Source organism: uncultured Oscillibacter sp., from assembly GCF_947654275.1.
In the GTDB taxonomy this organism is placed as follows: Bacteria; Bacillota; Clostridia; order Oscillospirales; family Oscillospiraceae; genus Oscillibacter.
This window is the reverse complement of the sequence record NZ_CANTJS010000022.1, coordinates 18,616-42,004: the sequence shown is the minus strand read 5'-3', so window position 1 is coordinate 42,004 and position 23,389 is coordinate 18,616. Positions and strand designations below refer to the sequence as shown.

The 23,389-nt window shown below is 61.1% G+C and carries 20 protein-coding genes, 1 tRNA gene and 1 pseudogene; 10 read left to right on the top strand and 12 right to left on the bottom strand.

Annotated features, from left to right (window positions below):
• Positions 1-3,332: pseudogene (locus Q0063_RS07795) on the bottom strand (hypothetical protein); the annotation flags it as partial.
• Positions 3,333-3,890: 558 nt separating this feature from the next.
• On the opposite strand from Q0063_RS07795, the gene Q0063_RS07790 reads away from it, so the two are divergent.
• From Q0063_RS07790 to Q0063_RS07750, 9 genes are all read left to right on the top strand, one after another.
• Positions 3,891-5,885 carry a type IIA DNA topoisomerase subunit B gene (locus Q0063_RS07790; protein WP_297871415.1) on the top strand — a complete coding sequence of 665 codons (1,995 nt, stop codon included), beginning with the start codon at positions 3,891-3,893 and terminating at the stop codon, positions 5,883-5,885.
• Between the two features lie 378 nt (positions 5,886-6,263).
• The gene (locus tag Q0063_RS07785) at positions 6,264-6,482 is read left to right on the top strand and encodes a helix-turn-helix domain-containing protein (protein ID WP_297871414.1); all 219 of its coding nucleotides are present in this window, start codon (positions 6,264-6,266) and stop codon (positions 6,480-6,482) included.
• A gap of 136 nt (positions 6,483-6,618) precedes the next feature.
• Entirely contained in the window at positions 6,619-6,741 is a 123-nt protein-coding gene (locus Q0063_RS07780) for a hypothetical protein (protein ID WP_297871413.1), read from the top strand.
• A 12-nt stretch (positions 6,742-6,753) separates the two neighbouring features.
• Positions 6,754-7,023, top strand: coding sequence for a hypothetical protein (locus tag Q0063_RS07775; RefSeq protein ID WP_297871412.1), 270 nt, complete (start codon positions 6,754-6,756; stop codon positions 7,021-7,023).
• A 206-nt stretch (positions 7,024-7,229) separates the two neighbouring features.
• On the top strand, positions 7,230-9,497 hold the full coding sequence (locus Q0063_RS07770) for a DNA topoisomerase (ATP-hydrolyzing) subunit A (RefSeq protein ID WP_297871411.1): 2,268 nt from the start codon (positions 7,230-7,232) through the stop codon (positions 9,495-9,497).
• Complete coding sequence (locus Q0063_RS07765) at positions 9,494-10,351, top strand: YitT family protein (protein ID WP_297871410.1); 858 nt, start codon at positions 9,494-9,496, stop codon at positions 10,349-10,351. Before Q0063_RS07770 ends, Q0063_RS07765 begins: the two co-directional genes overlap by 4 nt.
• Before the next feature lie 51 nt (positions 10,352-10,402).
• Complete coding sequence (locus tag Q0063_RS07760; RefSeq protein WP_297871409.1) at positions 10,403-10,999, top strand: lactate utilization protein; 597 nt, start codon at positions 10,403-10,405, stop codon at positions 10,997-10,999.
• A 54-nt stretch (positions 11,000-11,053) separates the two neighbouring features.
• Positions 11,054-11,953 carry a hypothetical protein gene (locus Q0063_RS07755; protein ID WP_297871408.1) on the top strand — a complete coding sequence of 300 codons (900 nt, stop codon included), beginning with the start codon at positions 11,054-11,056 and terminating at the stop codon, positions 11,951-11,953.
• A gap of 61 nt (positions 11,954-12,014) precedes the next feature.
• Positions 12,015-12,090, top strand: a tRNA-Gly gene (locus Q0063_RS07750).
• 392 nt (positions 12,091-12,482) lie between these two features.
• Here Q0063_RS07750 and Q0063_RS07745 read toward each other — a convergent pair.
• Together Q0063_RS07745 and Q0063_RS07740 are read right to left on the bottom strand one after the other, a co-directional pair.
• The gene (locus Q0063_RS07745) at positions 12,483-13,451 is read right to left on the bottom strand and encodes a D-2-hydroxyacid dehydrogenase (RefSeq protein WP_297871407.1); all 969 of its coding nucleotides are present in this window, start codon (positions 13,449-13,451) and stop codon (positions 12,483-12,485) included.
• 504 nt (positions 13,452-13,955) lie between these two features.
• Entirely contained in the window at positions 13,956-14,249 is a 294-nt protein-coding gene (locus tag Q0063_RS07740) for a zinc ribbon domain-containing protein (RefSeq protein WP_297871406.1), read from the bottom strand.
• 155 nt (positions 14,250-14,404) lie between these two features.
• On the opposite strand from Q0063_RS07740, the gene Q0063_RS07735 reads away from it, so the two are divergent.
• Entirely contained in the window at positions 14,405-14,701 is a 297-nt protein-coding gene (locus tag Q0063_RS07735; protein ID WP_297871405.1) for a helix-turn-helix domain-containing protein, read from the top strand.
• A 96-nt stretch (positions 14,702-14,797) separates the two neighbouring features.
• Here Q0063_RS07735 and Q0063_RS07730 read toward each other — a convergent pair whose 3' ends face one another.
• The 9 genes from Q0063_RS07730 to Q0063_RS07690 form a co-directional block, all read right to left on the bottom strand.
• Entirely contained in the window at positions 14,798-15,820 is a 1,023-nt protein-coding gene (locus Q0063_RS07730) for an alpha-hydroxy-acid oxidizing protein (RefSeq protein ID WP_297871404.1), read from the bottom strand.
• Between the two features lie 39 nt (positions 15,821-15,859).
• A complete protein-coding gene (locus Q0063_RS07725) occupies positions 15,860-16,516 on the bottom strand; it encodes an HAD hydrolase-like protein (protein WP_297871403.1) in 657 nt (218 codons plus the stop codon).
• A gap of 1 nt (position 16,517) precedes the next feature.
• On the bottom strand, positions 16,518-17,252 hold the full coding sequence (locus Q0063_RS07720) for an MBL fold metallo-hydrolase (protein ID WP_297871402.1): 735 nt from the start codon (positions 17,250-17,252) through the stop codon (positions 16,518-16,520).
• Positions 17,253-17,455: 203 nt separating this feature from the next.
• A complete protein-coding gene (locus Q0063_RS07715) occupies positions 17,456-18,478 on the bottom strand; it encodes a DUF4349 domain-containing protein (protein WP_297871401.1) in 1,023 nt (340 codons plus the stop codon).
• Positions 18,479-18,793: 315 nt separating this feature from the next.
• Complete coding sequence (locus Q0063_RS07710; RefSeq protein WP_297871400.1) at positions 18,794-19,744, bottom strand: hypothetical protein; 951 nt, start codon at positions 19,742-19,744, stop codon at positions 18,794-18,796.
• 431 nt (positions 19,745-20,175) lie between these two features.
• On the bottom strand, positions 20,176-20,712 hold the full coding sequence (locus Q0063_RS07705) for a CD3072 family TudS-related putative desulfidase (protein WP_297871399.1): 537 nt from the start codon (positions 20,710-20,712) through the stop codon (positions 20,176-20,178).
• A 152-nt stretch (positions 20,713-20,864) separates the two neighbouring features.
• The gene (locus Q0063_RS07700; protein ID WP_297871398.1) at positions 20,865-21,485 is read right to left on the bottom strand and encodes an NUDIX hydrolase; all 621 of its coding nucleotides are present in this window, start codon (positions 21,483-21,485) and stop codon (positions 20,865-20,867) included.
• A gap of 136 nt (positions 21,486-21,621) precedes the next feature.
• Positions 21,622-22,116 carry a polymer-forming cytoskeletal protein gene (locus tag Q0063_RS07695; RefSeq protein WP_297871397.1) on the bottom strand — a complete coding sequence of 165 codons (495 nt, stop codon included), beginning with the start codon at positions 22,114-22,116 and terminating at the stop codon, positions 21,622-21,624.
• Between the two features lie 33 nt (positions 22,117-22,149).
• Positions 22,150-23,307 carry a hypothetical protein gene (locus Q0063_RS07690; RefSeq protein WP_297871396.1) on the bottom strand — a complete coding sequence of 386 codons (1,158 nt, stop codon included), beginning with the start codon at positions 23,305-23,307 and terminating at the stop codon, positions 22,150-22,152.
• Positions 23,308-23,389 lie beyond the last annotated feature (82 nt).

The following is a 23,389-nucleotide window of genomic DNA, read 5'->3' as shown; positions in this document are numbered from 1 at the left end:
GCGGGAGGCGTATTCCCGGCTCCGCCGGTTCCCTCGTCCTGAGCGGGAGGCGTATTCCCGGCTCCGCCGGTTCCCTCGTCCTGAGCGGGAGGCGTATCCTCGGCTCCGCCGGTCCCCTCGTCCTGAGCGGGAGGCGTATCCTCGGCTCCGCCGGTTTCCCCGTCCTGAGCGGGAGGCGTATCCTCGGCTCCGCCGGTTTCCTCGTCCTGAACGGGGGGAGGCGCCTCGGGGCCGCCGTCCTCGGGCTCCGGAGCCGTGGGCTCTTCCTCAGAGCCGTCTCCAACGCCGCCCTGGTCCTCCATGTCCTCCTGATAGTAGTACTCGTGGACAATCTGGTAAGAGCCGGTGGTCTCCTCCGACCCGACTTCCCGGTAATAGCGCAGGATGATGATATTCTGTCCGTCCTCTGTGGCTAAAACGCTGTCCGCGCCGCTGTTGGGCAGATAGTGGTGATGATTCGGGTCTGCCGGATCATCCGTGACGGGAACCAGCTCTATAAACGGAGCGGTGTGATCGTCGGTCAGCTTGCCGTAGTCGGGCCGGTTATTATGGACATAGCGGTAGGTCTTTTCACTGCCCGCCGGCTTGTAATCAGGCTTCAAAGTGACGTTTTTGGCGGAATAGGTCATTCCAAGCTGGCCGGGCACAGTGGTGATTGCGCTGGTGCCCTCCCAGTGGTCGCCCTCGGCATCCCGGAGGTAGTACACATGGACATACTTGTAGCTGCCCTTCTGGTCCTCCGGCAGCACCCGGAAATAGCGCAGAACAATAATCTGGCTCTTATCCTCAGTGACTCCGATGTACTTCTGACTGCCCAGCGTATCGTCCGAATGATAATAGAGCGTTTTGCCGCTGTCCTTTTCCGTGCCCTCGTTCAACGGGTGGAAATCCGAGCCGGGTTTCCCGGTCCAGGGCGTTTCGGTCACATACCCGTAGGCGTTCTTCTCGGGCATATACTCATAGGCATAAGTCTGCGGCTTGCCGTCCGAGCCGGCGAACCTGAAATTCGGTTCCTTTGTGATATCAAGGGAACCGTAGAACTCACTCGCGTCGTTCCGTCCGCCCACCGTGGTAATGGGGCTGTTCCCCTCGTAGTGGTAGTTCCCTTTGTTGTCCTTCAGGTAGTATTCGTGGACGTACCGGTAACCCATGGTACCCGGCGTGAACACATTGGTAAAGGTCACAGTGGCGGAGCTGGTAGAAGGAACCGCCGCCTGAACCTGGCTGGTGTCGCTGCACGTCAGCTGGAACACCTCGGTCATGTCGTCCGTGGGCGTAACTGTGTATTTGCCCTCTGGGAGGACGATGCTGCTGTCGCTCGCCCCCGCCTTGAGGGTCACGGTCTTTTTGAACGCTTTGTTGCCGTCTGTCTGCTCAATCTCAAAGGTATAGGTCCGGCCTCCGTCCTGGGTGCTCTGCGGCTTCGTGATGGTCAGCTGGCGGTCGCCCTTCACGGTAAGCTCAAAGGCCTTTCCCGCCTCGTTGGAGCCGAAGGGGTCGCCGGAAATCTTCATGGTAAAGCCGTCCGGCTGGTCCAGGTTCACCTTCTCCATCAGGAGATAACTGCCCGCCTCCAGACCCTCTATTCTGCGGGTTTCGCCAGGGGTCAGGGTCAGCGTCTCAGCAGCTCCGTCTTCCTCCTTCCGGAGCTCATAGGTGTAGGTGATCTCGTTCGCGCCGGGTTGGCCGGAATCGACCGTCGGCGCGGTAATCTCCATCCAGCCCCGTTCGTCTACAGTGTAAGAATAATTGACGTTGGCAAGTTCCGGTGTGTAGATGCTTTCTTCTTTTCTGGTGTGCTCCGTCCACTGGATTTGAAGTCTTGCAGGTGCAGGCATATTGGAGGGATTCTGAACATTATGTACGCCGAACCACAACACTCCCTGATAAGGTGTAAACTTCCTTGTTGAGCTGTATCGTGTATTTGCCTTTTTACCCTTCTGGCTCCAATAAGTATATTGATTCGAGTCCTCGTCCTTGTACTGACCATAATACATGTCATAGGTCACCGTCGAAGAAACGGCTACATACTTTCCATCTTTGAGATACTGCATCGGGCCGTATTTGAATGTATCAATATAATCTCCGCCGGCGTTCAGTGTCCACATTTTCGGCTTGGACGCCGAGCTATCTGTGAAGTATTTGCTCAACAAATATTTTGTTACAGGGTTTTCCTCCGTCTCGGCCACATTGACTGTAAATTTGGTGGGCACATCGGTAACGCGGTACTCCGTCACCTCATACTCGCCCCGGGGCAGGTTTTCAAGCGTATAGGCCGCTCCGGACACGACGGCCTCGGTGGTCCGCTTTTCAAAGGGCTCCGCATCCCCAGGGGCATTGACCCGCTCCACCGTATAATAGTGCTTCCCGCCGTCGCCGGCTGTGCCGCCTGCGGTAATCACCAGCCTGCCGGGCTTGCTGTTGATGTAGAAGGTACCGGTGTCCCCCGCCTGGACCTCCTCACTCCGTTCTCCCAGCTGGATGTTATAGCCGGAGACGGACAGGTCCTCGATGGTATACTTCCCCGCCGAGAGGCCGGTCCACCGGTAGCCTTCTTTTCCGGGAACCAGCGGCACCGTCTCGTCAAACGCCTTCCAGTTGCCGGGCTTGACCACCGTGTTATCATTCCAGGGCCATTCGCTGTGAATCCGGAAGGCGGATTCGGTGGTGACCTCCACCTCTTCAAAGGCGTCGCCGCCTGTGTGAACCAGCTTTGTCGAGGGCCGGGAGATGCTGATTTTGCCGTTGCTGTTCAGGTTCCGAATCTGGGGGCTCTCTGTAAACAGGGTGCTCATTTCAACCCGGGAGTCGCCCATATTGTAATCAATGCCCTCCACCTTGAGAGTCACGTCGTTGGTAATCTCCGTCACCGTGACGTGGATGGGACCCGGCGCGTACAGGGTTTTTGACATCTTCCAGGGGAGGACGCCCTCCTCGCTTTCGTCCGGCTTCCACTCCTCCGACTTCGGTCCGATCTCCACAATGTCGTCAATCTCGATTTCCTTCAGCGACCCGTCGCCCTGTCTCTCCAGGTAATAGCCCTTGATGTGGAAGCGGTAGGTTTGTTCCTTCGCCGCATCCAGAACCTCCTCGGGAATCTCCACTTCCTTCATGACTGGCTGGCCGTCCGGGCCAAGGACCGGCTTGCCGTCCGGGCCCAGCTGCGGCTGCTCCGTCACGGTGGCGAACTGCTTCTGAATCACCAGACTGTAGGAGCCGCTCTCCGCCCACTGTCCGCTGGCCGCCAGAACCGCCGTGGCCAAGGCCAGCGAGGCCATCAGCAGAAGCAGCACACCGCCAAATATCCGCTTTCTCTTCTGGGGGATTTCCATAATCCACTCTCCCTTCTGCAAAGGTCTTTGTGCTGTCTCCTCTGGAGACAGCACACTGGGGCATGCCCCAGTACAATTTATATAAAACGCGCTTTCGCGTGAATTTTCCCCTGCCCTCCGCGTCCGGAAAGGGCGCGGGCCCTTGCGGCATAAGCCTTCCGGCCCTCCGGCTGTACAGCTTTATTATAGGCGCTTCCCGCCCCTGCGTCAAGGGAAAGAAGACCATTTCGTTCAGAATTCAAGGTTTCCGTACGAAAGTACCAACGCACTGCCGCAGAGGCGTTTGGACGTCTCCGGAGGCGGCGGGGGCGGCTCCCGGCGGAACGGGAACCGGGAGGGGCGGAAAATGCCCCTCCGGCCCGAAAAAGGGCGCGAAACCGCGGAAAAAACGTGACATACTTTGTTGCCGGAAGGGTTGAACCCGGCGAAAAAGTGTGCTACAATAGCCCCAAACGCCCGGGGGCCGCCCCGGAGAACCATACGGACGACCCGGATTCTTTGCAATCCGGATTTTTTATGGCGGATTTCTCCGCCCATCTTGCCAGCTTGGGAGGATATATGACAGCAAAGAAGCAAGCCTATGGAAACGACAGCATTTCCGCCCTGAAGGGGGCCGACCGGGTGCGGAAGCGCCCCGGGGTGATTTTCGGCTCCGACGGGCTGGACGGCTGTGAGCACGCGGTGTTCGAGATTCTGTCCAACTCCATCGACGAGGCCCGGGAGGGCCACGGCACGTCCATCTCCGTCACCTATTATCTGGACCACAGCGTGGAGGTGGAGGACGCGGGCCGGGGCTGTCCGGTGGACTGGAACGAGAAGGAACAGAAATACAACTGGGAACTGGTATTCTGCGAGCTCTACGCCGGCGGAAAATACGACAACGTATCCGGCGACAATTATGAATACTCCCTGGGGCTCAACGGCCTGGGCTCCTGCGCCACCCAGTACGCCTCCCGCTATATGGACGTCACCGTCTGGCGGGACGGCTTTGAGTACCATCTCCATTTTGAGCGGGGCGAAATCGTGGGGGAGCTGGAGAAAAAACCCCTGCCCAGGTCCCAGAGCAAAAAGACCGGCACCCGGACCCGGTGGCTCCCCGACCTGGACGTATTCACCGACATTGCCATTCCGCCGGAGTACTTCGCCCACGTCTGCAAGCGGCAGGCGGTGGTCAACGCCGGGGTCACCTTCCACGTCCGGACCCAGACCGGGGCGGATACCTTTGAGACCCAGGACTTCGTCTATGAAAACGGCATTGCCGACTATGTGGCCGAGCTGGCGGGCGAGGGAAGCCTCACCGCCCCGGTGTTCTGGCAGGGGGAGAAGAAGGGCCGGGACCGGGCGGACAAGCCGGAGTATAAGGTGAAGCTGTCGGCGTCCTTCTGCTTTTCCAACAGGGTCAGCGTGGTGGAGCATTATCACAATTCCAGCTGGCTGGAGCACGGGGGAAGCCCGGAGAAGGCCGCCCGGTTCGCCTTCGTCTCCGCCGTGGACAAGTACCTCCGGGAACAGGGGAAGTACCAGAAAAACGAGAGCAAAATCACCTGGGCGGATATCGAGGACTGCCTGATTCTGGTCAGCAGCAACTTTTCCACCCAGACCAGCTATGAAAACCAGACGAAAAAAGCCATTACCAACAAATTCATCCAGGAGACCATGACGGAATTCCTCCGGTCCAATCTGGAGATTTATTTCATCGAAAACCACTTCGACGCGGAAAAAATCGGTGAGCAGATTCTTCTGAACAAGCGCAGCCGGGAGAAGGCGGAGGAAGCCCGGCTGAACATCAAGAAAAAGCTCTCCGGCAGCGTCGACATTGCCAACCGGGTTCAGAAATTCGTGGACTGCCGGACCAAGGACCCCGGCCGCCGGGAAATCTACATCGTGGAGGGCGACAGCGCCCTGGGCAGCGTGAAGCTGGCCCGGGACTCGGAATATCAGGGCATCATGCCCATCCGGGGCAAAATTCTCAACTGCCTGAAGGCGGACTACGCCCGGATTTTCAAAAGCGACATCATCACGGACCTCATCAAGGTCCTGGGCTGCGGCGTGGAGGTCCAGAACAAGCACGCCAAAGATGTGTCCTCCTTCGACCTGGGGAACCTCCGCTGGAGCAAGGTGGTCATCTGCACCGACGGCGACGTGGACGGCTTCCAGATTCGCACCCTGGTCCTCACCATGCTCTACCGGCTGACCCCCACCCTGATCCGGGAGGGCTATGTCTATATCGCTGAGACCCCCCTCTTTGAAATCACCTCTGGTGAAAAAACCTGGTTCGCCTACTCAGACCGGGAGAAAAACGACATTGTCAAATCCCTGGAGGGGAAAAAGGTCAAGATTGACCGCTCCAAGGGTCTGGGCGAGAACGACCCGGACATGATGTGGCTCACCACCATGAACCCGGAGACCCGGCGGCTCATTCGGGTCATGCCCGAGGACGTGGAGCGGACGGCGGCGGTGTTCGATTTGCTGCTGGGGGACAACCTCCAGGGGCGGAAGGAGCACATTGCCGAGAACGGATATAAATATTTAGAGATGGCAGACATTTCGTAAGATTGGGCTCCGCCCACACCCGCCAGAGGGCCCCGCCCTCTGGACTCCCGCCGGGGGAAACCGGTCCCCCCCTTCTCATTTATTCCTATAGTCAACGCCTCTTTCTGTAAAATCCCGGTGCAGAAGCCACCTCAGATAACCGGACCGGGTGCGCAGGGTTTCATACGCCAGCCGGGTCAGATGTTCATGGTCCTGCTCGGTCATGGTCACGCAGACGCGTTTGCTTTTTTGCTTTCTCTGCTTACTGTCAGCCATATCACTCAGCACTCCCCGCCTAAGATCGAATAAGATGCTTTTAGTATACCTGAATTTATTCATGAAGTCAATACCTGAATATTTTCATGCTCCGATTATCATATTCACCAGGAAGGAACCATAATGGAACATACAGAAAGAATCCTGAACATCCTGAAGGAGAGGAACATTGTTCCAAACCATGTAGCGACTGCCATTGGAATTTCGGACAGCCTGTTCAGCAAATGGCGGGCAAAGCCCACATCAAAAGTATCCTCCGATATTCTTGTCGCAATCGCCGACTATCTGGACTGCTCTGTGGACTATCTCCTGGGCCGGACAGAGGACCCTGAACTCAAATAGCAACGGAAACCAAAAGAGGAGGCGCGTTCAGCCTCCGCTGAACGCGGAAACAAAAAATGCCAAAGAAGAAAACACCTGACACCGGAAAGCCCAATTTCCCCGGCGAGATTTCCGGCAATATACAGGAGACCCTGAAATGAATAACGCGCTCTGCATTCTGGCGGCGTCCATCCTGGTCTCCGCCCTGGCCCTGTGCTGGGCCGTCAAAACCGCCGTCCCGGACGCCCTGGACGCTCCGGACGGGGCCCCGCAGGAGTGAGGAGGCCCCGCCATGGAAAAAACGGAGCTGTTCTTTCTGATCTGGGGCGGACTGTGCGCGGCGTTCTTCTTCCTGGCAGGCCTGGCTTTCCTGCTGACGGACCTGTCCGGCCTGTTCTGCTTCTATCAGAACGGCGGCATCTACCTGCTCCGCTGGGAGAAGGCCCCCATCGCCCCGGATACGCCGGAAAACCGGCGGAAGGTCTCCCGCCGCATGGGGGCCTTTCTCCTGGCGCTGGACAGTTTGTTTGCCCTGGGACTGCTGGGGGTTGCGTTGACTTAACGGGACAGAGCCCGCACCCTGCAAAATATTACCGGCACCATGAAGACGGACCGGCGATATCGAAACCCGGGGATGCCTTCTGAAACAAAATTATGGCAGTTCAGCTATTATGACCACATCATCCGCAACCGAAAAGACCTTGAAAGCACCCCCGAATACGTTTAAAACAACCCTGTGAATTGGATTTTAAGTAAGGAATAGACAGTATGCCGAAAAAGAAAACACCCGAAACCAGAAAGCCCAAAGCCGGAAACCCCAACGTCATGGGCCTCCACGCCGCGGTGGTGGAGCAGCCCATCACCGACACCCTGGAAACCAACTACATGCCCTACGCCATGAGCGTCATCGTCTCCCGGGCCATTCCGGAGATCGACGGCTTCAAGCCCTCCCACCGCAAGCTCCTGTACACCATGTACACCATGGGCCTTTTGACCAAGCCCCGGACCAAATCCGCCAACATCGTGGGCCAGACCATGAAGCTGAACCCCCACGGCGACACGGCGATTTATGACACCATGGTCCGCCTCAGCCGGGGCTACGGGGCCCTGCTGACCCCCTTCGTGGACTCCAAGGGCAACTTCGGCAAGCACTATTCCCGGGACATGGCCTGGGCCGCCCCCCGGTACACCGAAGCCAGGCTGACCCCCATCTGTCAGGAGCTCTTCCGGGACATCGACAGCGACACGGTGGACTTTGTGGACAACTATGACAACACCATGAAGGAGCCCGCCCTGCTGCCCACCACGTTTCCCAACATCCTGGTGTCCGCCAACAGCGGCATCGCCGTGGGCATGGCCTCTCAGTTCTGCGGCTTCAACCTGCGGGAGGTCTGCGAGACCACGGCGGCCTATCTGAAAAATCCGGACTGCGACCTGGCGGACACCCTGCTGGGGCCGGACTTCCCCACCGGCGGCGAGCTCATCTGCGACCCGGACGCCCTGCGGGAGATTTACAGCACCGGCCGGGGCAGCGTGAAGGTCCGGGCCAAATGGCGCTATGTCAAAGAGGAAAACCTCATTGAGATTTACGAGATTCCCTATTCCACCTCCACCGAGGCCATTCTGGACAAGGTGGCGGAGCTCATCAAGGCGGGCAAGGCCCGGGAGATTGCCGACATGCGGGACGAGACGGACCTCTCCGGCCTCAAGCTCACCATCGACCTCAAACGGGGGGCAGACCCGGAGAAGCTCATGGCGCGGCTGTTCCGGCAGCCCCCCCTGGAGGACGCTTTTTCCTGCAACTTCAACGTCCTCATCGCCGGACAGCCCCGGGTGCTGGGGGTCCGGCAGATTCTGGAGGAGTGGACCGCCTGGCGCACCGAGTCCGTCCGGCGGCGGGTGTTCTTCGTCCTGGGAAAGCGGAAGGAAAAGCTCCACCTGCTCAAAGGCCTGAAGCGCATCCTGCTGGACATTGACAAGGCCATCCGAATCATCCGGGAGACCGGGGCGGAGGCCGAGGTGGTTCCCAACCTGATGATCGGCTTCGGCATCGACCAGGTTCAGGCGGAATATGTGGCGGAAATCCGGCTGCGGAACATCAATCAGGAGTACATCCTGAAACGGGTCCAGGAGACCGAGGCCCTTCAGAACGAGATTGACGACCTGGAGGACACCCTGCAGAATCCCCGCCGGGTGAAGAAACTCATACTGGACGAGCTGAAGGAGGCGGCAAAGAAGTACGGCGAGCCCCGCCGCACCTCCATCGTCTACGCCCACGAGCTGCCGGAGGTGACAGTGGACGAAACCCCGGCGGCCTACCCCGTCCATGTCTTCCTCTCCCGGGAGGGATATTTCAAGAAGATCACGCCTCAGAGCCTCCGGATGAGCGGGGCTCAGAAGTTCAAGGAGGGGGACGGCCTCCGCCAGAGCTTCGAGACCGACAGCGCCGCCGAGGTCATGTTCTTCACCGACCGCTGTCAGGTCTACAAGACCCGGCTGACGGAGTTCGACGACGCCAAGGCCAGCGTCCTGGGGGATTATCTCCCGGCCAAGCTGGGCATGGACGCCGGGGAGAGCGTCATCTTCATGGTGCTGCCGGGGGACTATTCCGGCGGGCTGATTTTCTTCTTTGAAAACGGCAAGGCGGCCCGGGTGGAGCTGAAGGCCTATCAGACCGCCTCCAACCGCCGCAAGCTCACAGGGGCCTACTCCGACAAGGCCCCCCTGCGGGCCATCATCCGTCTGGACCGGGAACGGGAGCTTGCGGTCTGCTCCACGGAGCCCCGCTGCCTGATTCTCAGCACCGCCCTGCTGGCCCCCAAGACCACCCGGACCACCCAGGGCGTGGCGGTGATGACGCTGAAGCCCAAGCACCAGCTGGACACCGTCCGCCCCCTGGAGGAGACCGGCATTGTCAGTCCCAGCCGCTACCGGGTCCGGGCCGTTCCCGCGGCGGGAGCCCTGCTGCGGCAGGAGGACTCCGAGGAAAAGCAGCTGACTCTTCCGGACGGCCCCGGCGGAGAGGAGACCACATGAAGCGTCTGGTGAAAAGCTACGGACTCATCACCGCGGGCTGTCTGATCTACGCTCTGGGCTTCGCCTGGTTCATCGCACCCAACCAGTTCGCCATGGGCGGCGTCACCGGCCTGGCTCAGGTGATTCACTTTTACTGCCCGCCGCTGACGGTGGGCCTGCTGACCATCGCCATGAATGTACCGCTGTTTGCGGTGGGCTGGCGGAAGCTGGGGGGCCACATGCTGGTGTCCTCTCTCTATGCCATGCTGGCCAGCTCCGCCGCTATAGACGTCTTCGCCCTTCTGTATGACTTCGGACCCATGGACCCCTTCCTGGCCTGTCTTTACGGCGGCGGGGTGATGGGCGTGGGCAGCGGCATGATTTTCGCCCAGGGGGCCACCACCGGTGGCACGGACATCGTGGGCAAGCTGATGAAGCTGAAATGGCCCTGGCTCCCCATCGGGGATCTGCTGATGGTTCCCAATCTCTTGGTGATGCTGGTGGTGGCGGCGGCCTTCGGCACGCTGGACGCCCTGCTGTACGGCATTGTGAAAATGGTCATCAGCTCCAAGGTGATGGATTCCATTCTCTACGGCATGGAGAACTCCCGGGTGGCCTACATCGTTTCGGACCGCTGGCGGGACATTGCCGACAGCCTGATGCGGTCCCAGCACCGGGGCGTCACCATCCTCCAGGGCCACGGGGCCTATACCGGTGCGGAGAAGCAGGTGCTGATGATTGCCTTCAAGCAGCGGGAGATTGTGGAAATCAAGCGGCAGATTCACGACCTGGACCCCGCCGCCTTCCTGATTGTCTGCGACGCCCACGAGGTCATGGGCCGGGGCTTCCGGCAGTATCAGAAGGACGAAATCTGACCCGGAAAACCCTTTCACCCGGCACACAGCACAGAGAGGAGTACAGATGATATGAAGCTGGAGACTGTCAAAAAAAATCTGGAGGACCGGGGCTACACCGTCCGGCTCTTCCCCACCGGCGCGGAGGCGGCGGACTATCTGGAGGGCGCCGTCACGGGGATGACCGTGGGCTTCGGCGGCTCCGTCACCCTGGACGCCCTGGGGCTTTACGAGCGCCTGGGGAAGCGCTGCAAAACCATTTGGCACTGGAAATGGGAGGACGCCGCCGCCGCCCGCCGGGAGGCCCAGACCGCGGACATCTACCTGACTTCTGTCAACGCCCTGGCGGAGACGGGGGAGCTGGTGAACATCGACGGCGCGGGAAACCGGGTGGCCTCCACCCTGTTCGGCCACAAAAAGGTCTATTTTGTCATCGGACGGAACAAGCTGGCCCCCACCGTAGACGCAGCGGTCTGGCGGGCCCGGAATATCGCCTCCCCCCGGAACGCCCAGCGGCTGGGCAGGAAAACCCCCTGCGCCGTCAAGGGGGACCGGTGCTATGACTGCAGGAGCCCGGAGCGCATCTGCCGGGGACTGGTGACCCTCTGGGGCCCCATGATGGGCATGGAGGCCGAAGTGCTGCTGATTGACGAGGACCTGGGCATGTAATGTCCTTCGCCAGTCTGCCGGCATCTCACGGGAAACGGGAAAGGAGGTCCGCCGATGCGGCAAACCATCTGCTGTATGCTGCTGGCTCTGTGCCTGCTGACGGGCTGCGCGCCGCTGCTGGAACGGACCTATTCCGTATCCGAGCCTCACAGCAGCAAGTTCTGGGAGAGCGAGGCCGCCGGCACCCTCCGGGCGGAAAACCACCAGGATATCGTCAACGACCTTCTGCTGCTCATCGGCCAGCACCGGGAGACCGCCACCCTGCGGCTCTATAACTTCGAGAGCGACCTGTCCGTGGCGGACACGCTGGAGCGGGCCGCCGCGGAAATCCAGCAGGAAACCCCCATGGGGGCCTATGCTGTGGAGTATATCACGTCCTCCAGCCAGGCCCAGCGGGGCTATTATGAGGCGGCAATCCGCATCAGCTACCGCCGCAGCCTGGAACAGATTCAGTCCGTCGTAAACGCCACCAGCCCTGAAGCGCTGTACAGCCTTCTGGCCGCCGCCCTGGCCGGCGGTCAGAAGGAGCTGGCGGTGCGCATGGGCTATTGGGGCGAAACCGGCCTGACCCGGCTGGAGGAATCTGTGGCCCTTCTCCGCGAGGAACAGGGTCTGACGGAGACGCCCGCCTGGGTAGTGAACTTCTACCCCAACCCAGAGGAACCGGGGCTGGTGGAATTCCTTCTGGACCCCCCGGAGCTTCCGGAGGAGGACGGGGAAGGCGAAAATCCGGAGGACGGAGAGGAACCGGAGGGCGAAGAAGAACCGGAGGGCGAACAGGAACCGAAGGGCGAAGAAGAGCCGGAGGGCAAAAAGGAACCAGCGGGCGAAAAAGAACCAACGGGCGAACAGGAACCGGGGGGCGAAGAAGAACCGGAGGGCGAGCAAGAGAACGGGGACGGTCCCATGCCGTCAGATACCCCGGAGGGCAATATAGCCGATAAAAAAATATGAAAAAAATGGAGCAAACCCCTTGACAGAAAGGCGGAACTCTGCTAAGATACTTCTTGTTCCCGCGGGCATAGCTCATCTGGTAGAGCGCCACCTTGCCAAGGTGGAGGTAGCGAGTTCGAGCCTCGTTGCCCGCTCCAGCTCAGAAAAAGTCCTAAGGCGATAAAAAGCCTTAGGGCTTTTTATTCGCCGAACGGGCTTTTTCTTCGCTTCCCCACCGGAACCGCTTCGCTGGGTTCCGGCGGGGGACCCCAAAATAATTCCCAACACCGTAGCCTTTCCGGCCTTGCTGAAAACGGCACTCAGGCGGGAATCTTTTGCTTTTGCTTTCGCATTCAGCCGCGGTCCGTTCTGGTTCGCGGCTGGCTTTTTGCCTTATCCCATCGCCGCTTTTAATAAACCTCTCCCGCTTCGACGGGCCGTGATTTGGGTTTGCAGTCACCGCGCCGGACATAAAAACACCCCTCCTGCCCGGAGGGGTGTTTTTGCGCTCTTTCGACCTTTTCCGCTTTTCGTCCTGCTCTTTCTCTGCTTATGGATTCACCACATGGATGGGCGCGCCCGCCAGGAAGGCCTTCACATTCTCCACGGTGCAGTCCATGATGCGCTGGCGGCTCTCCTTGGCGCCCCAGGACATATGCGGCGTGATGATGCAGTTCCTGGCCTTCAGCAGGGGGTTGTCCTCCCGGATGGGCTCGGTGGACACCACATCCAGAGCGGCGGCGGCCACCTTGCCGGAATTCAGGGCGTCGGCCAGGTCCTGCTCCACCACCATCTGTCCCCGGCTGTTGTTGATGATGATAACGCCGTCTTTCATTTTGGCTATGGTTTCCCGGTTGATGATACCGGTGTTAAAGGGGAGCAGGGGCATCTGGAGCCCCAGCACGTCGGACCGGGCAAACAGCCCGTCCAGCGTCACATACTCCACGCCCAGGGCATGACCGGCCTCGGTCTCCCTGGCGTCATAGGCGATGACCTGCATTCCCAGGGCCCTGGCGATTTCGGCGGTGTGAATGCCGATATTGCCGCAGCCCAGCAGGCCGTAGGTCTTCCCCGCCAGCTCGATCAGGGGGTAGTCCCAGTAGCACCAGTCTTCATGATTCTGCCACTTTCCGTCATAGACCGTCCGGCTGTGGTGGCCGATGTGGTGGCAGACCTCCAGCAGCAGGGCAATGGCAAACTGGCTGACAGACCGGCTGCCGTACACCGGCACGTTGCAGACGGGAATCCCCCGCTCCCGGGCGCAGGCGCAGTCCACGACGTTGTAGCCGGTGGCCAGCACGGCGATCAGCCTGACCCCGGGACACCGCTCCAGAACGGCGCGGCTGACGGGGGTCTTGTTGGTGACGACAATTTCCGCGTTTCCGATGCGGGAGACAATCTCCTCCTCATCGGTGAGGCTGGTGCGGTCATAGACCGTCAGCTCTCCCAGGGCCTCCAGCCCTGCCCAGCTGAGGTCCCCGGGGTTTTCGGTGTATCCGTCCAGAACGGTGATGCGCATACCATATTCCTCCAGTCATCGGACCCGCCCCGCGGGCCTCTTCAGAATCTCGTGAACAAGGCTGAAGCCTGCAAACCGCACGGTTTCAACCGGCGGACAAAGGCCGCCGGCGTGGGAAGCACGCCTTGTTCGCTATGAAGTCCAAACCGCGGCTGCAAATGCGGCCATCTGCGGCGGCATTTCGCCCCGGAGCTGAAAAAACTGTTGATTCCTTTCAGCTTGTTTGACTATAATTTCAGTTTAACAAAATCCGCCCGGCTTGTCATCCCCTCCGGCGGAATTCTCCTAAACTTTTTTGGATTTTTTGAAATCTTTCGAAATTTTTCGAAGCCCTTCGAAACCTTCCGAAGCCCTTCGGAGCCTCCCGGAGCCTGTCGGATTTTCTCCGTCTCCGCCGGGGCGGAGGAGGGCGGGAAAAAAGGTCTCTATTGCCGAACAAAGAAAGAGACGGTCTCCCGTCTCCTTCCCCGCCCGCAAGGGGCTTTTTGCATTTCAGGCTCTTCCTCAGATGGCGGAAAACAGCAGCGCCGCGCTGCACCCGTACATCAGAACGGTAAATGCAATGCCGGCAATGAAGCCGATCAGGGCCCATTTCCCCAGAGCGGACGCCTTCCTGGGGGTTTTGTCCCGAAACACCAGATACAGGATCAGTCCCACCAGGGGGAAGAAGAAGCTCAGTATATTCAGTCCCGTGCTGGGAATGTCCACACTGTCCCCGCCCTGCACCGCGCAGCCGCAGTGGGGGCAGACCACCGCCTGATCCGAAACCTCTTTCCCGCAATTTGAGCAAAATTTCATAACTGTGTCTCCTTTTTCTGTCTGTCGTTTCCTGCCGCCGCTCCCGGCGGCAGTTCAAGTATAATAGAAATCACCCAGCTTGTCAATTATAAACACCATTATGATAATGAAATATCATTTTGATGTTTTAAAATACAGGCAGCGGAGGTGATGGAATGGTTGCCGCGAGAATCAAGCTGCTTCGGGATCAGCGGGGCATGACGCAGACCGAGCTGGCGAAACGGCTGGGAATTACACGCTCCAGCGTCAACGCCTGGGAGATGGGCATTTCCGTTCCCTCTACCCAGTATATTGTCGAACTGGCCAGACTGTTCAAGGTATCCACGGACTATCTGCTGGGGGTTGCCTCCTCGGCCACGGTGAACGTCTCCGGCCTTACGGAGAAGGACATTCAGCTGGTCTGCGCTCTGGTGGAGCATCTGCGGGAGAAGGGGAAGCATCCCCAGTCATGAAAACATGAGGGCATAAAGACAAAAAGACGCAAAAACGCAAAAAGGTCGCCGGGAGTCTGTCGGACTCCCGGCGGCCTTCCGCGTTTCTGTCAGCGCTCAATATCCATAAATCATATCCCGCCGGATTTCCTTCAGGGAGTGGGCCCCACACATGGCCATGGTATCCGCCAGCTCGGCCTTCAGCTTGTCCGCGTACACCTTCACGGCCTCGGCGCCGCCGCCGTAGACCATGGTGACGAAGGGCCGGCCAATCAGCACGCCGTCGGCCCCCAGGGCCAGGGCCTTGAACACGTCCATGCCGGTCCGGATGCCGCCGTCCACCAGAATGGTCATTCTGCCGCCCACGGCGTCAGCAATGCCGGGCAGGACCTCGGCGGTGGAGGGGCACTGATCCAGCACCCGGCCGCCGTGGTTGCTGACCACGATGCCGCTGGCTCCGGCCTCCAGGGCCTTCTCCGCCCCCCGGACGGTCATGATGCCCTTGAGGATGAAGGGAATCCCCTCCATCATGTCCACAATCTCCCGCAGCTCCGCCACGGTTTTGCTGCCGGCGGGAGGCTGGAGGTTTTTCAGGAAGGGCAGTCCCGCCGCGTCGATGTCCATGGCGATGGCGGCGGGCCCGGCGGCCTTCACCAGGGCCAGCTTTTCCCGGATGGTCTCGATGTTCCAGGGCTTAATGGTGGGTACGCCCCGGCCTCCGCAGGCGGTCAGGGCCTTGGCGGCGGCCTCCATGACGGCGGGGTTGGTGCCGTCGCCGGTAAAGGCCAGGGTCCCCGCCTCCGCGCAGGCGGCCACCAGAATGTCGTTATAGGCCAGATCGTCGTACTTGTCGCCATAGTGGAGCTTCATGGCTCCGATGGGCGCGGCGAACACAGGCAGGTCCGTCCTCTGACCGAAGAAGTCAAAGGCGGTGTCCACCGGTCCGTTTTCGCAGATGGTGTCCATGTTGACGCAGAGCTCCTGCCACTTCTGGTAGTTGCGGATGAAGCCGGTGCCGATGCCCTTGGCCCCGGGGCCGGGAACCGTGTTCCGGCAGCCCAGGCCGTTGCAGGTGGGGCAGGCCTTGCAGTAGGGGCCCACACAGCCCCGGGCCTGTTCCAGAATCTCCTGATAGGTCATAATGATTTCCTCCGTTTCCGTCTTTATGTGAATAGGTCCTCAATGACTGAGAATAAACGCCTCCAGCTCCTCCACGGTCTCCGTCACCGCGATGGCGCCGGCCTCCTCCAGCTCTCCCGGCGGCGCGTAGCCGAAGAACCGCACGCCCGCGCAGTCCACGCCGCATTCCCGGGCCCCCAGCACGTCAAACTTCCGGTCTCCCACCATCAGTATGGCGGGCCGGTCCGCCTCCGTCAGACCCAGCTGGGCCATGGCCTCCCGGATGACGTCGGCCTTGCTCCGGTCGCCCAGGGGCGGACTGCCCACAATGGCGGACAGGTGAGGCGTGAAGCCGAAGCGCTCACAGATGGAGACGCAGAGCTCCTCAGGCTTGGATGAGGCCAGGGCCAGCACATAGCCCTTCCCCTTCAGCCGGGCCAGCAGCTCCGCCGCCCCCGGCGCGGCCCGGTTCTCAAACTGGCCCACCGGCAGATAGCGCTGCCGGAACACGGCCACGGCCTCGCCGGCCCGCTCCGGGGAAAAGCCGCAGAACCGCTCAAAGGAGTCCTGTAAGGGCGGGCCGATGAACAGCTGGAGAATCTCCTCCTCCGGAACCGGCGCGTCCATTTTCCGGAGGGTCCAGCGGACACTGTTGACGATGCCCTCCTTGGAGTCCGTCAGGGTACCGTCCAGGTCGAACAATATGTATCGGTACATCTCAGCCCTCCTCGGAAAAGCGCGGCGCCAGCACGCCGGAACAGCCGCCGGTGATCTCGCAGAGAGGTCCGTCCAGCCGGTGGACCTGTTCCCCGGGCCACAGCTCCAAAAATTCCTCCACGCCGCCCACATTGGGCAGGCCATAGGGGGCGTGTCGGTAGTGCATGGGGACGACGCACCCGGGTCTCAGGGCCTCACAGACGGCCCTGGCCCCCGCCGCGTCCACGGTATAGGTGCCGCCTACGGGAATGAGGACGGCGTCCAGAGGGCCGATCTCCGCAATCTGCTCCGGTGAAAGCTGGTGGCCCAGGTCACCCAGGTGGGCCACGGTGACGCCCCCCGCCGAGAGGATATGGACGGTGTTGTTTCCCCGGAGGGCTCCGCCCTGGTCGTCGTGGAAGGTCTCCACGGTGCGGATGGTAAAGGGACAGGGGGCCTCCGGCAAAAGCGCCGTCAGCTCCACGGCGCTGTGGTCAAAGTGGCCGTGGCTGCACAGGACCCTGTTGACATAGATTTTTTCCTCCCCAGGGGTGACCGGCCCGTCTGTATACTCTATATGCATCCGGACGGGGATCCGGATACACACGCCCCCCTCCTTCATCCTGGGATTCGTGGACCGGACGGCGGTCTCATACAGGGGCGGATAACCCTCCACGCCGGTGTAGGGGTCCAGCAGAATGGTATAGCCGTCCTGCTCCACCAGAAAGCAGGCGTGGCCCAGCCAGAACAGTTTCATCGCGGGTTCCTCCTTTATTTTTTAAGGATGTTCTTCTGCACGGAAGGAAAAGGGAGCTTGAGGGAAAAACCATCAGGGTTTTTCCCTCATGTTCAATCAAAAAGTTTTCAAAACTTTTTGGAAGTTTTGAAAACTTGCTCAGGCTGGCAAAAAGACTTTTTTGACAGCCTGAGGGGCGGACCGCGGTCCGCCCCTTCAGTATATCAGTCTTTGGGTTGTTTGTCATCCGGTTTTTTTGCGTCTTTCCTCTTCTTCCGGCCCAGGGAGAACCCCTGCCGCTCCTCCTCCGGGGAGGGCCCGGCCTGCCGCTCTGCCCGGCGGCGGGCAGTCCTCACGGCGATCAGCACGATTCCGGCCAGAACCAGCAGCCAGATCCAGTTATAGGCCGCGAAAATGGCAATCCACTGAAGGATGTCGCCAAAATTGACCAGTCCCCCGGAGAAGGCGGCGCTCAGGCGGGTGGAAAAGCTGGGTGGCGTGGTCTCCACGTCGGAGAGCCGGGCCACCTCCCGGAGCTGAATCTGAATGGTGGAGAAATCCACCAGGGCGTCGTAATGGCGGAGGGAGCCGGTGAGCTGCTCAATCTGATACTCCGTTTCGGCAATGGCGGACTCGATGGTAATGATGTCCTCCATATTCTCCGCCCTGGCCAGCAGGGCCTGAAGCCGCTCCATTTTGGTCCGCTGGGTGGTGAGGCGGCTTTCAAGGTCGTAATACGCCTCGCTGATGTTTTCGCTGCTCTTCTCCTGCCAGGTGACATGGGCGATGTCCCCCACGCTCTTCAGGAAAAGGGTGAACCGGGCGGCGGGAATCCGGGCGGTATAGCTCCCGCTTCGGTAGCCGTCGCCGTAGCTGTGGACGGAGGCGTACTCCAGATAGCCCCCCGTCTGCTCCACCAGGGTTTCCAAATCGGCGGCGCAGGTATCGAACTCCATGGTCTGGGCCTCGATGCTGGCGGAGTAGATCATCTTGGCGTTGGCCAGACGGTCCTCTCCGGCGTTCGTCTCCCCCTCGTCCGGGGACGCTGCCTCGGGTTCCTGCGGGCCGTAAAACAGTCCCCCGAAGTCCTCCCCTCCTCCATAGCCGCCTTCCATCTCGTAGGCGTAGTCCATGGAGCCGGAAGGACTGGCGGCCGCGGTGTCTCCTTTGGCGCTTCCTCCGCAGGCGGTGAGGGTCAGGGCGGCCAGCAGGGCCGCCAGGGCCAGGGCTCCAAATTTCCTGTTCATCCTTTCATCCTCCTGTTCCGTCTTCCAATCGTTCAATTGCTTCTTCTAATTTCATTTTCTCGAGCTTCCGATCTTCGTCTCTACAGAGTAAGACGGCTTTTCCAGCCAAAAGGTTCCGGAGCATTGAAATTTTGTGACGGCCCCCGGACAAAACAGGACCGCCCGGGGATTCCGGACGGTCCAGGGTTCCATGCGGCTGCCTCCGAACCGAAACGACGGAAGTCATATGCGCCATGCGTTGCGGCTGCCGCCCCTTGCGGCGGCAAGCCAAACGGCCTCAATCAAATATTATGATTCCCGCATTCGGGAATTCTGTCAGGCCACCGCCGAGAAGGGCGTACGGGTCTTTTCCTCTTCCCTGCTCTGCCGGGCCAAGTCCTGCCGGGCGGCGTTGTCCGTGTCCGCCTTGGTGACGGTGCGGGTGGTGCCGCCGGAGACAAAGGACTCCCCGCACTCCGGGCAGATTTCCGTGTGCATGGTCACTGTCTGGCTGACCACCTTCCGGTCCTCCCGCTCTGCCTTGGCCTGCTCCCGGTAGACGTGTTCCATCTCGTGGCCCCGGACGGCGGAGGCCGCCTGCTCCGGCGCGATATTGGTGGGCGTCTTGAAGGAAACACCGGGGTCATCGGACCCGTCCTGATATTTCCGTTCCTTGCAGGTCTGGCACTCGCCTTCCTCCAGAGCCTTCTGCGCGCCCTGGACGCCGCCGGCTTCGGACCCGTTCTCAGCACGCTCCGCCGCCTGCTTTTCCGCCCCCAGGTTTTCTGCCCCCGGGTTTTCTGCACCCAGTTTTTCCGCTCCTGGCTTCTGTGCCTCAGGCAGGTCCGCCGCTCCCTGGGCAGGCGGGTCCTGCTTCAAAATGCCGTCGGCCTGGGTCAGATCGTTCCGGGCCAGGGCGTCCTCCGCCCTGGAGAGACGGCCCTCCAGCGCCGCCAGCTCCGGGCCCCGGACAGCGTCTCCGCCGTTCTCCGCGAACCGGCCCTCCGGCGTCACGTCGCCGTACTGTATCCGCATCCGGCCCGCCATGGCGGCGGGGTCGTTTTCCATCCGGCTCAGCAGCGCCGGAATAGAGGCCTCATCCGCCGACACCCTCCGGACCGGGCTGACCGGCTGGACCGGCGTCTCGGGAGAGGCCGGCCGCCGCACGGCCCATGCGCTGCCGTCCTGGGCGGTCCGGGCCTGCCGGGTCTGCTCCGCCTGCTGCTGACGGGTATAGAGAGAAACCGCGTAGGGGCTGTATCCCGCCCCGGAAATCGCTCCAACCATATCAAACACCTCGCTGACCGTATGATTTGGCCCGCGCCGGACGGCGGCGGGCGGCAATTGCTGTTACAGGGTCATTATACCAGAAGCCCGGCGCAATGGCAAGAGCATTTTGCCCCCGGGGCGTGCCCGCATTTTATAACAGGGATGCCATGCAGGGACGGGGCTCTGTCCCCTCCCGTTCTTCCGGGCGCTCCATGCTTTAGGGGGACGGGGCGGGACAAAACCCGCCCGGTCAATCCGTCGCGGTTATAGCCAAACAAGTTGAAAAGAATCAACCGATTCTTTTCAACCCTGCGGCGAACCTTCGCCGCAGAGGGCCGCATTGGCGGCCCTGGTTTGTGCTTCATAGAGAATCAAGCGTGTTTCACACGCCGGCGGGCCATGGCCCGCCGGTTGAAAACGTGCAACATGCACGTTTTCAACATGATTCACTATATGAGCCGCCGCAGCTGTTCTGCAATCGGACCGCTTCCCGTCAGGCCGATCATGGGAACGGATATCCGGTTTTCGGAGAGCAGCCGGGAGAGCTCCTCCATAAACAGCCCCATTCCTTCGACCTCCTCATTGTGGTCCGAGGTGGTGTCTACGCCGCAGCTTGGTGAGCGGTTTGCCCCGATGATTCCAAGGATTTCAAATCCGAACCGGCGGTATTCCAATATCTGCCGCACCACACCCTCGGCCAGCAGGGTTAATGTCTGACTGGCCTTTTCCTGTTTCAGCGCCCCGCGAATCCGTGTGTTTTCGACCACCACCGGACTGCCGGCTCCTTCGGCGTTTCCCCGGTCCAGGCCCAGACAGCACAGCTCCGGGCAGGGCATTTGAACCATGCCGATGTCGGCGTTCATCAGGCATTCGACCAGCTCCCTGCATACAGCCGGGCAAACCGCCGTCCCATCGGAGATGGAATTCTGGTTCAGAAAGCAGTGGGCAATGAACACAATTTTTTTGCTTCTCCCGTCACAAAACATAGGGGCCTCCTTTTCAGCCGCTGTTTGACAGGCTGATGATATCACAGCCGTTCTATCCATACCGCCTTTGCGGGCATGTCCGTTTTCGAGGATGGGGTGCGCAGGCTCCGCCTGTTTGAATATTGCCAGGGGAACCGGGGCCCGCCGGACCGCTAATCCAGCAGAGTGGTCCACCGCTCCGCCGCCCGGGCCCGAAAACACAGCTCCACCTGCTCCCTGGTGTTCTTTTCCTCCGCCAGGGGCGGCAGGTCCTCCAGGGAGAACCAGCCCCGTTCCACCGTCTCCAGGTTGGGGCGGAAGCTGCCGCCCAGAGGCGTGCAGAGAATGAAAATCTTGCACACCTTACAGGCGTAAACCGGGCGGTTGTGCTTCTCCCGGTCCTGTACGGCGATGACCAGCTCCGCCGTCACCTCCAGTCCCGCCTCCTCCCGCACCTCCTTGACGGCACTCTCCCTGACGGACAAATCCACGTCCACCCAGCCCCCCGGCAGGGACCAGCGCCCGTCCCGCTCCTTCACCAGCAGAATCCTGCCCTCCCGAAAAACCGCCGCCCGGGTGTCCAGCTTGGGGGTCTGATAGCCGGTCTCGCAGCAGAAGAGGTCCCGGACCTTCTCCAGGGGAATCTCCGTTTGGAGGCTGAGCATCTCGGCGGCAATGGAGCGAATCCGCTCATACCGCTGGCGGTCGAAGGGATCCCTGCCGTAATAGAGACCGGCCTGGGCGATGCTTTGCAGCTCCACCGCCCATTTCAGCCACGCGCCGTTCTGTTCCATGTCTCCGCTCCTTTCTCTCGCCCATCTTCCCCGGCCTTTTCAGCGGGCTGCGGAAAAACCGTCCGGCGGCTGTGAATGCGCCGTTCAAGGGGAGGACCCGGACCGCCGGGGATTCGGCGGTCCGGGTCCTGTCCGGTCAGTCTGTGTTCTCCTCTGTGTCCGCAGCCCGAACGGTCGGTCCGTGTCGGGGCGTCTTTTCCACGCTTCCGTCTGCCTTTACCATGGTGGTCCGTCCGTTCAGACAGCCGCCGTTCTCGATGACAAAGGAAACTGTTGTGACGTCCCCCTGAATGGTGCCGGTGCGCTCCAGCTGCAAGTGGTCCCGGCAGTTGACGCTGCCCTCCACGTTTCCGGCCACCCGGATTACGTCCGCCTCCACGGGGCCCTTTACGCGGCCGGTGTCTGTGACGATTACGTAGCCCTTCAGGCAGACCTCGCCCTCCACGGTCCCCTCGATCTGCACCACGCCCTCGCCGCTGAGGCGGCCGGTCAGGGTGATATCCTTGGCGATGACCGTGTTATCCCGGGGCTCGGGGAGCTCAGGAAGGTCGCTGTGCTGTTCCTCCCGCATATCTGCGGGCTGCGGGTCCACCTGGGGCGCCGCTTTTGACTGTCCTCCAAAAAAAGCCATTCGTTCCACCTCGTTTGCCAGAATACCATCAGTTTACCATAAGCGCCGGCGTTTTACAAGTATGGATATCACCCTGGGCCGCCTGAATGTGACAAACCGGCCCCGCCGCCTGTTCCGCGATGAAGCCCGCAGAATTTTGCGGACCCCCACAGTGAGCATAGGCAGGGCGTAGAGAACCAGGAAGACCCGGCCCGCCGCGCCATAGCCCCGTTCCACCAGATTCCCCAGCCCCAGGGCGGAGACCCGCAGGCCGGCGGCGGCCAGCCCCAGGGCGGCCGTCAGGCGGACCCCCTTTCCCCTCCAGGCGGCCTCCGCCCGGTCCGCCGCCGCTTTGATGAAGCCGGCGGCGGTTTCAATCAGCGTGCCGAACAGGACAATCTCAAAGAGCCCCCGCAGCCACCCCATATCCAGCATGCGGAACATGCCGGCGACAGGGGCCTCCGCCTCCAGAACGGCCTCCAGCCCGCAGCCCATGGCAAGCAGCAAAAACACGCCGGGCAGAATGGCCAGCAGACCCGCCAGAAGGCCGCAGGCCGCCGCCTCCCTCCGGCTTTCGACGTCCCGGACGCTGTAGAGCACCAGCGGCACCATCACCAGATTATAGGCGGCGTACCGCAGGCCGCTGCCCAGCCAGCCGGGAGCCGCGGCCCACCGGGTCAGCTCTCCGCAAACCGCGCCGCCGAAGCGCCGGAACACCGCCAGAAGAAACAGCAGATATACGGCGTAGAGCACATAGGACCACACAGACAGCGCCCGTTCCACCGCCTCCGTGCCCCGGAGCACCAGCCAGACGGCGCAGCCGGACACCAGGACCCCGCCGGTCCAGGGGGGCAGTCCCGCCAGGGCGGCCATGGTCCCGGCGGTGGCGTCCGCCACCCCCAGCACCAGCAGCGTCATGGCAAAGCAACACAGGTCATACCAGACGCCCCACCGCCCCAGCAGCGCCCGCATCAGGGAACCATAGTCCCAGGTCCGGAACACCCGGGCAAACTCAAAGGTCACGGCGCAGACCAGGCTCCACAGCGCCGCCGCCGCTCCCATGCCCAGCAGGCCGCCCCACAGGCCGTATCTGCCGAAATACCGGGCAATCTCCGCCCCGGTGCCGTAGCCGCCTCCCACCAGAAGGGACTGAAACATCAGTCCGGGCACCAGCAGTCGGGTCCACCGCCGTATTTTCCCTTTTTCCGCCAACACATCAGCCCCTTTTCTCTCGTCCTGGTTCAGTATAGAGGGCGGAGGGCGAAAAAATGCCCCTTTTCCGGCGGAGAAAAAA

Excerpts from the sequence above, each read along its gene's own strand:
- Q0063_RS07790 (WP_297871415.1), top strand. The coding sequence starts at position 3,891 with ATGACAGCAAAGAAGCAAGCCTATGGAAACGACAGCATTTCCGCCCTG.
- Q0063_RS07785 (WP_297871414.1), top strand. The coding sequence starts at position 6,264 with ATGGAACATACAGAAAGAATCCTGAACATCCTGAAGGAGAGGAACATT.
- Q0063_RS07780 (WP_297871413.1), top strand. The coding sequence starts at position 6,619 with ATGAATAACGCGCTCTGCATTCTGGCGGCGTCCATCCTGGTCTCCGCC.
- Q0063_RS07775 (WP_297871412.1), top strand. The coding sequence starts at position 6,754 with ATGGAAAAAACGGAGCTGTTCTTTCTGATCTGGGGCGGACTGTGCGCG.
- Q0063_RS07770 (WP_297871411.1), top strand. The coding sequence starts at position 7,230 with ATGCCGAAAAAGAAAACACCCGAAACCAGAAAGCCCAAAGCCGGAAAC.
- Q0063_RS07765 (WP_297871410.1), top strand. The coding sequence starts at position 9,494 with ATGAAGCGTCTGGTGAAAAGCTACGGACTCATCACCGCGGGCTGTCTG.
- Q0063_RS07760 (WP_297871409.1), top strand. The coding sequence starts at position 10,403 with ATGAAGCTGGAGACTGTCAAAAAAAATCTGGAGGACCGGGGCTACACC.
- Q0063_RS07755 (WP_297871408.1), top strand. The coding sequence starts at position 11,054 with ATGCGGCAAACCATCTGCTGTATGCTGCTGGCTCTGTGCCTGCTGACG.
- Q0063_RS07745 (WP_297871407.1), bottom strand. The coding sequence starts at position 13,451 with ATGCGCATCACCGTTCTGGACGGATACACCGAAAACCCCGGGGACCTC.
- Q0063_RS07740 (WP_297871406.1), bottom strand. The coding sequence starts at position 14,249 with ATGAAATTTTGCTCAAATTGCGGGAAAGAGGTTTCGGATCAGGCGGTG.
- Q0063_RS07735 (WP_297871405.1), top strand. The coding sequence starts at position 14,405 with ATGGTTGCCGCGAGAATCAAGCTGCTTCGGGATCAGCGGGGCATGACG.
- Q0063_RS07730 (WP_297871404.1), bottom strand. The coding sequence starts at position 15,820 with ATGACCTATCAGGAGATTCTGGAACAGGCCCGGGGCTGTGTGGGCCCC.
- Q0063_RS07725 (WP_297871403.1), bottom strand. The coding sequence starts at position 16,516 with ATGTACCGATACATATTGTTCGACCTGGACGGTACCCTGACGGACTCC.
- Q0063_RS07720 (WP_297871402.1), bottom strand. The coding sequence starts at position 17,252 with ATGAAACTGTTCTGGCTGGGCCACGCCTGCTTTCTGGTGGAGCAGGAC.
- Q0063_RS07715 (WP_297871401.1), bottom strand. The coding sequence starts at position 18,478 with ATGAACAGGAAATTTGGAGCCCTGGCCCTGGCGGCCCTGCTGGCCGCC.
- Q0063_RS07710 (WP_297871400.1), bottom strand. The coding sequence starts at position 19,744 with ATGGTTGGAGCGATTTCCGGGGCGGGATACAGCCCCTACGCGGTTTCT.
- Q0063_RS07705 (WP_297871399.1), bottom strand. The coding sequence starts at position 20,712 with ATGTTTTGTGACGGGAGAAGCAAAAAAATTGTGTTCATTGCCCACTGC.
- Q0063_RS07700 (WP_297871398.1), bottom strand. The coding sequence starts at position 21,485 with ATGGAACAGAACGGCGCGTGGCTGAAATGGGCGGTGGAGCTGCAAAGC.
- Q0063_RS07695 (WP_297871397.1), bottom strand. The coding sequence starts at position 22,116 with ATGGCTTTTTTTGGAGGACAGTCAAAAGCGGCGCCCCAGGTGGACCCG.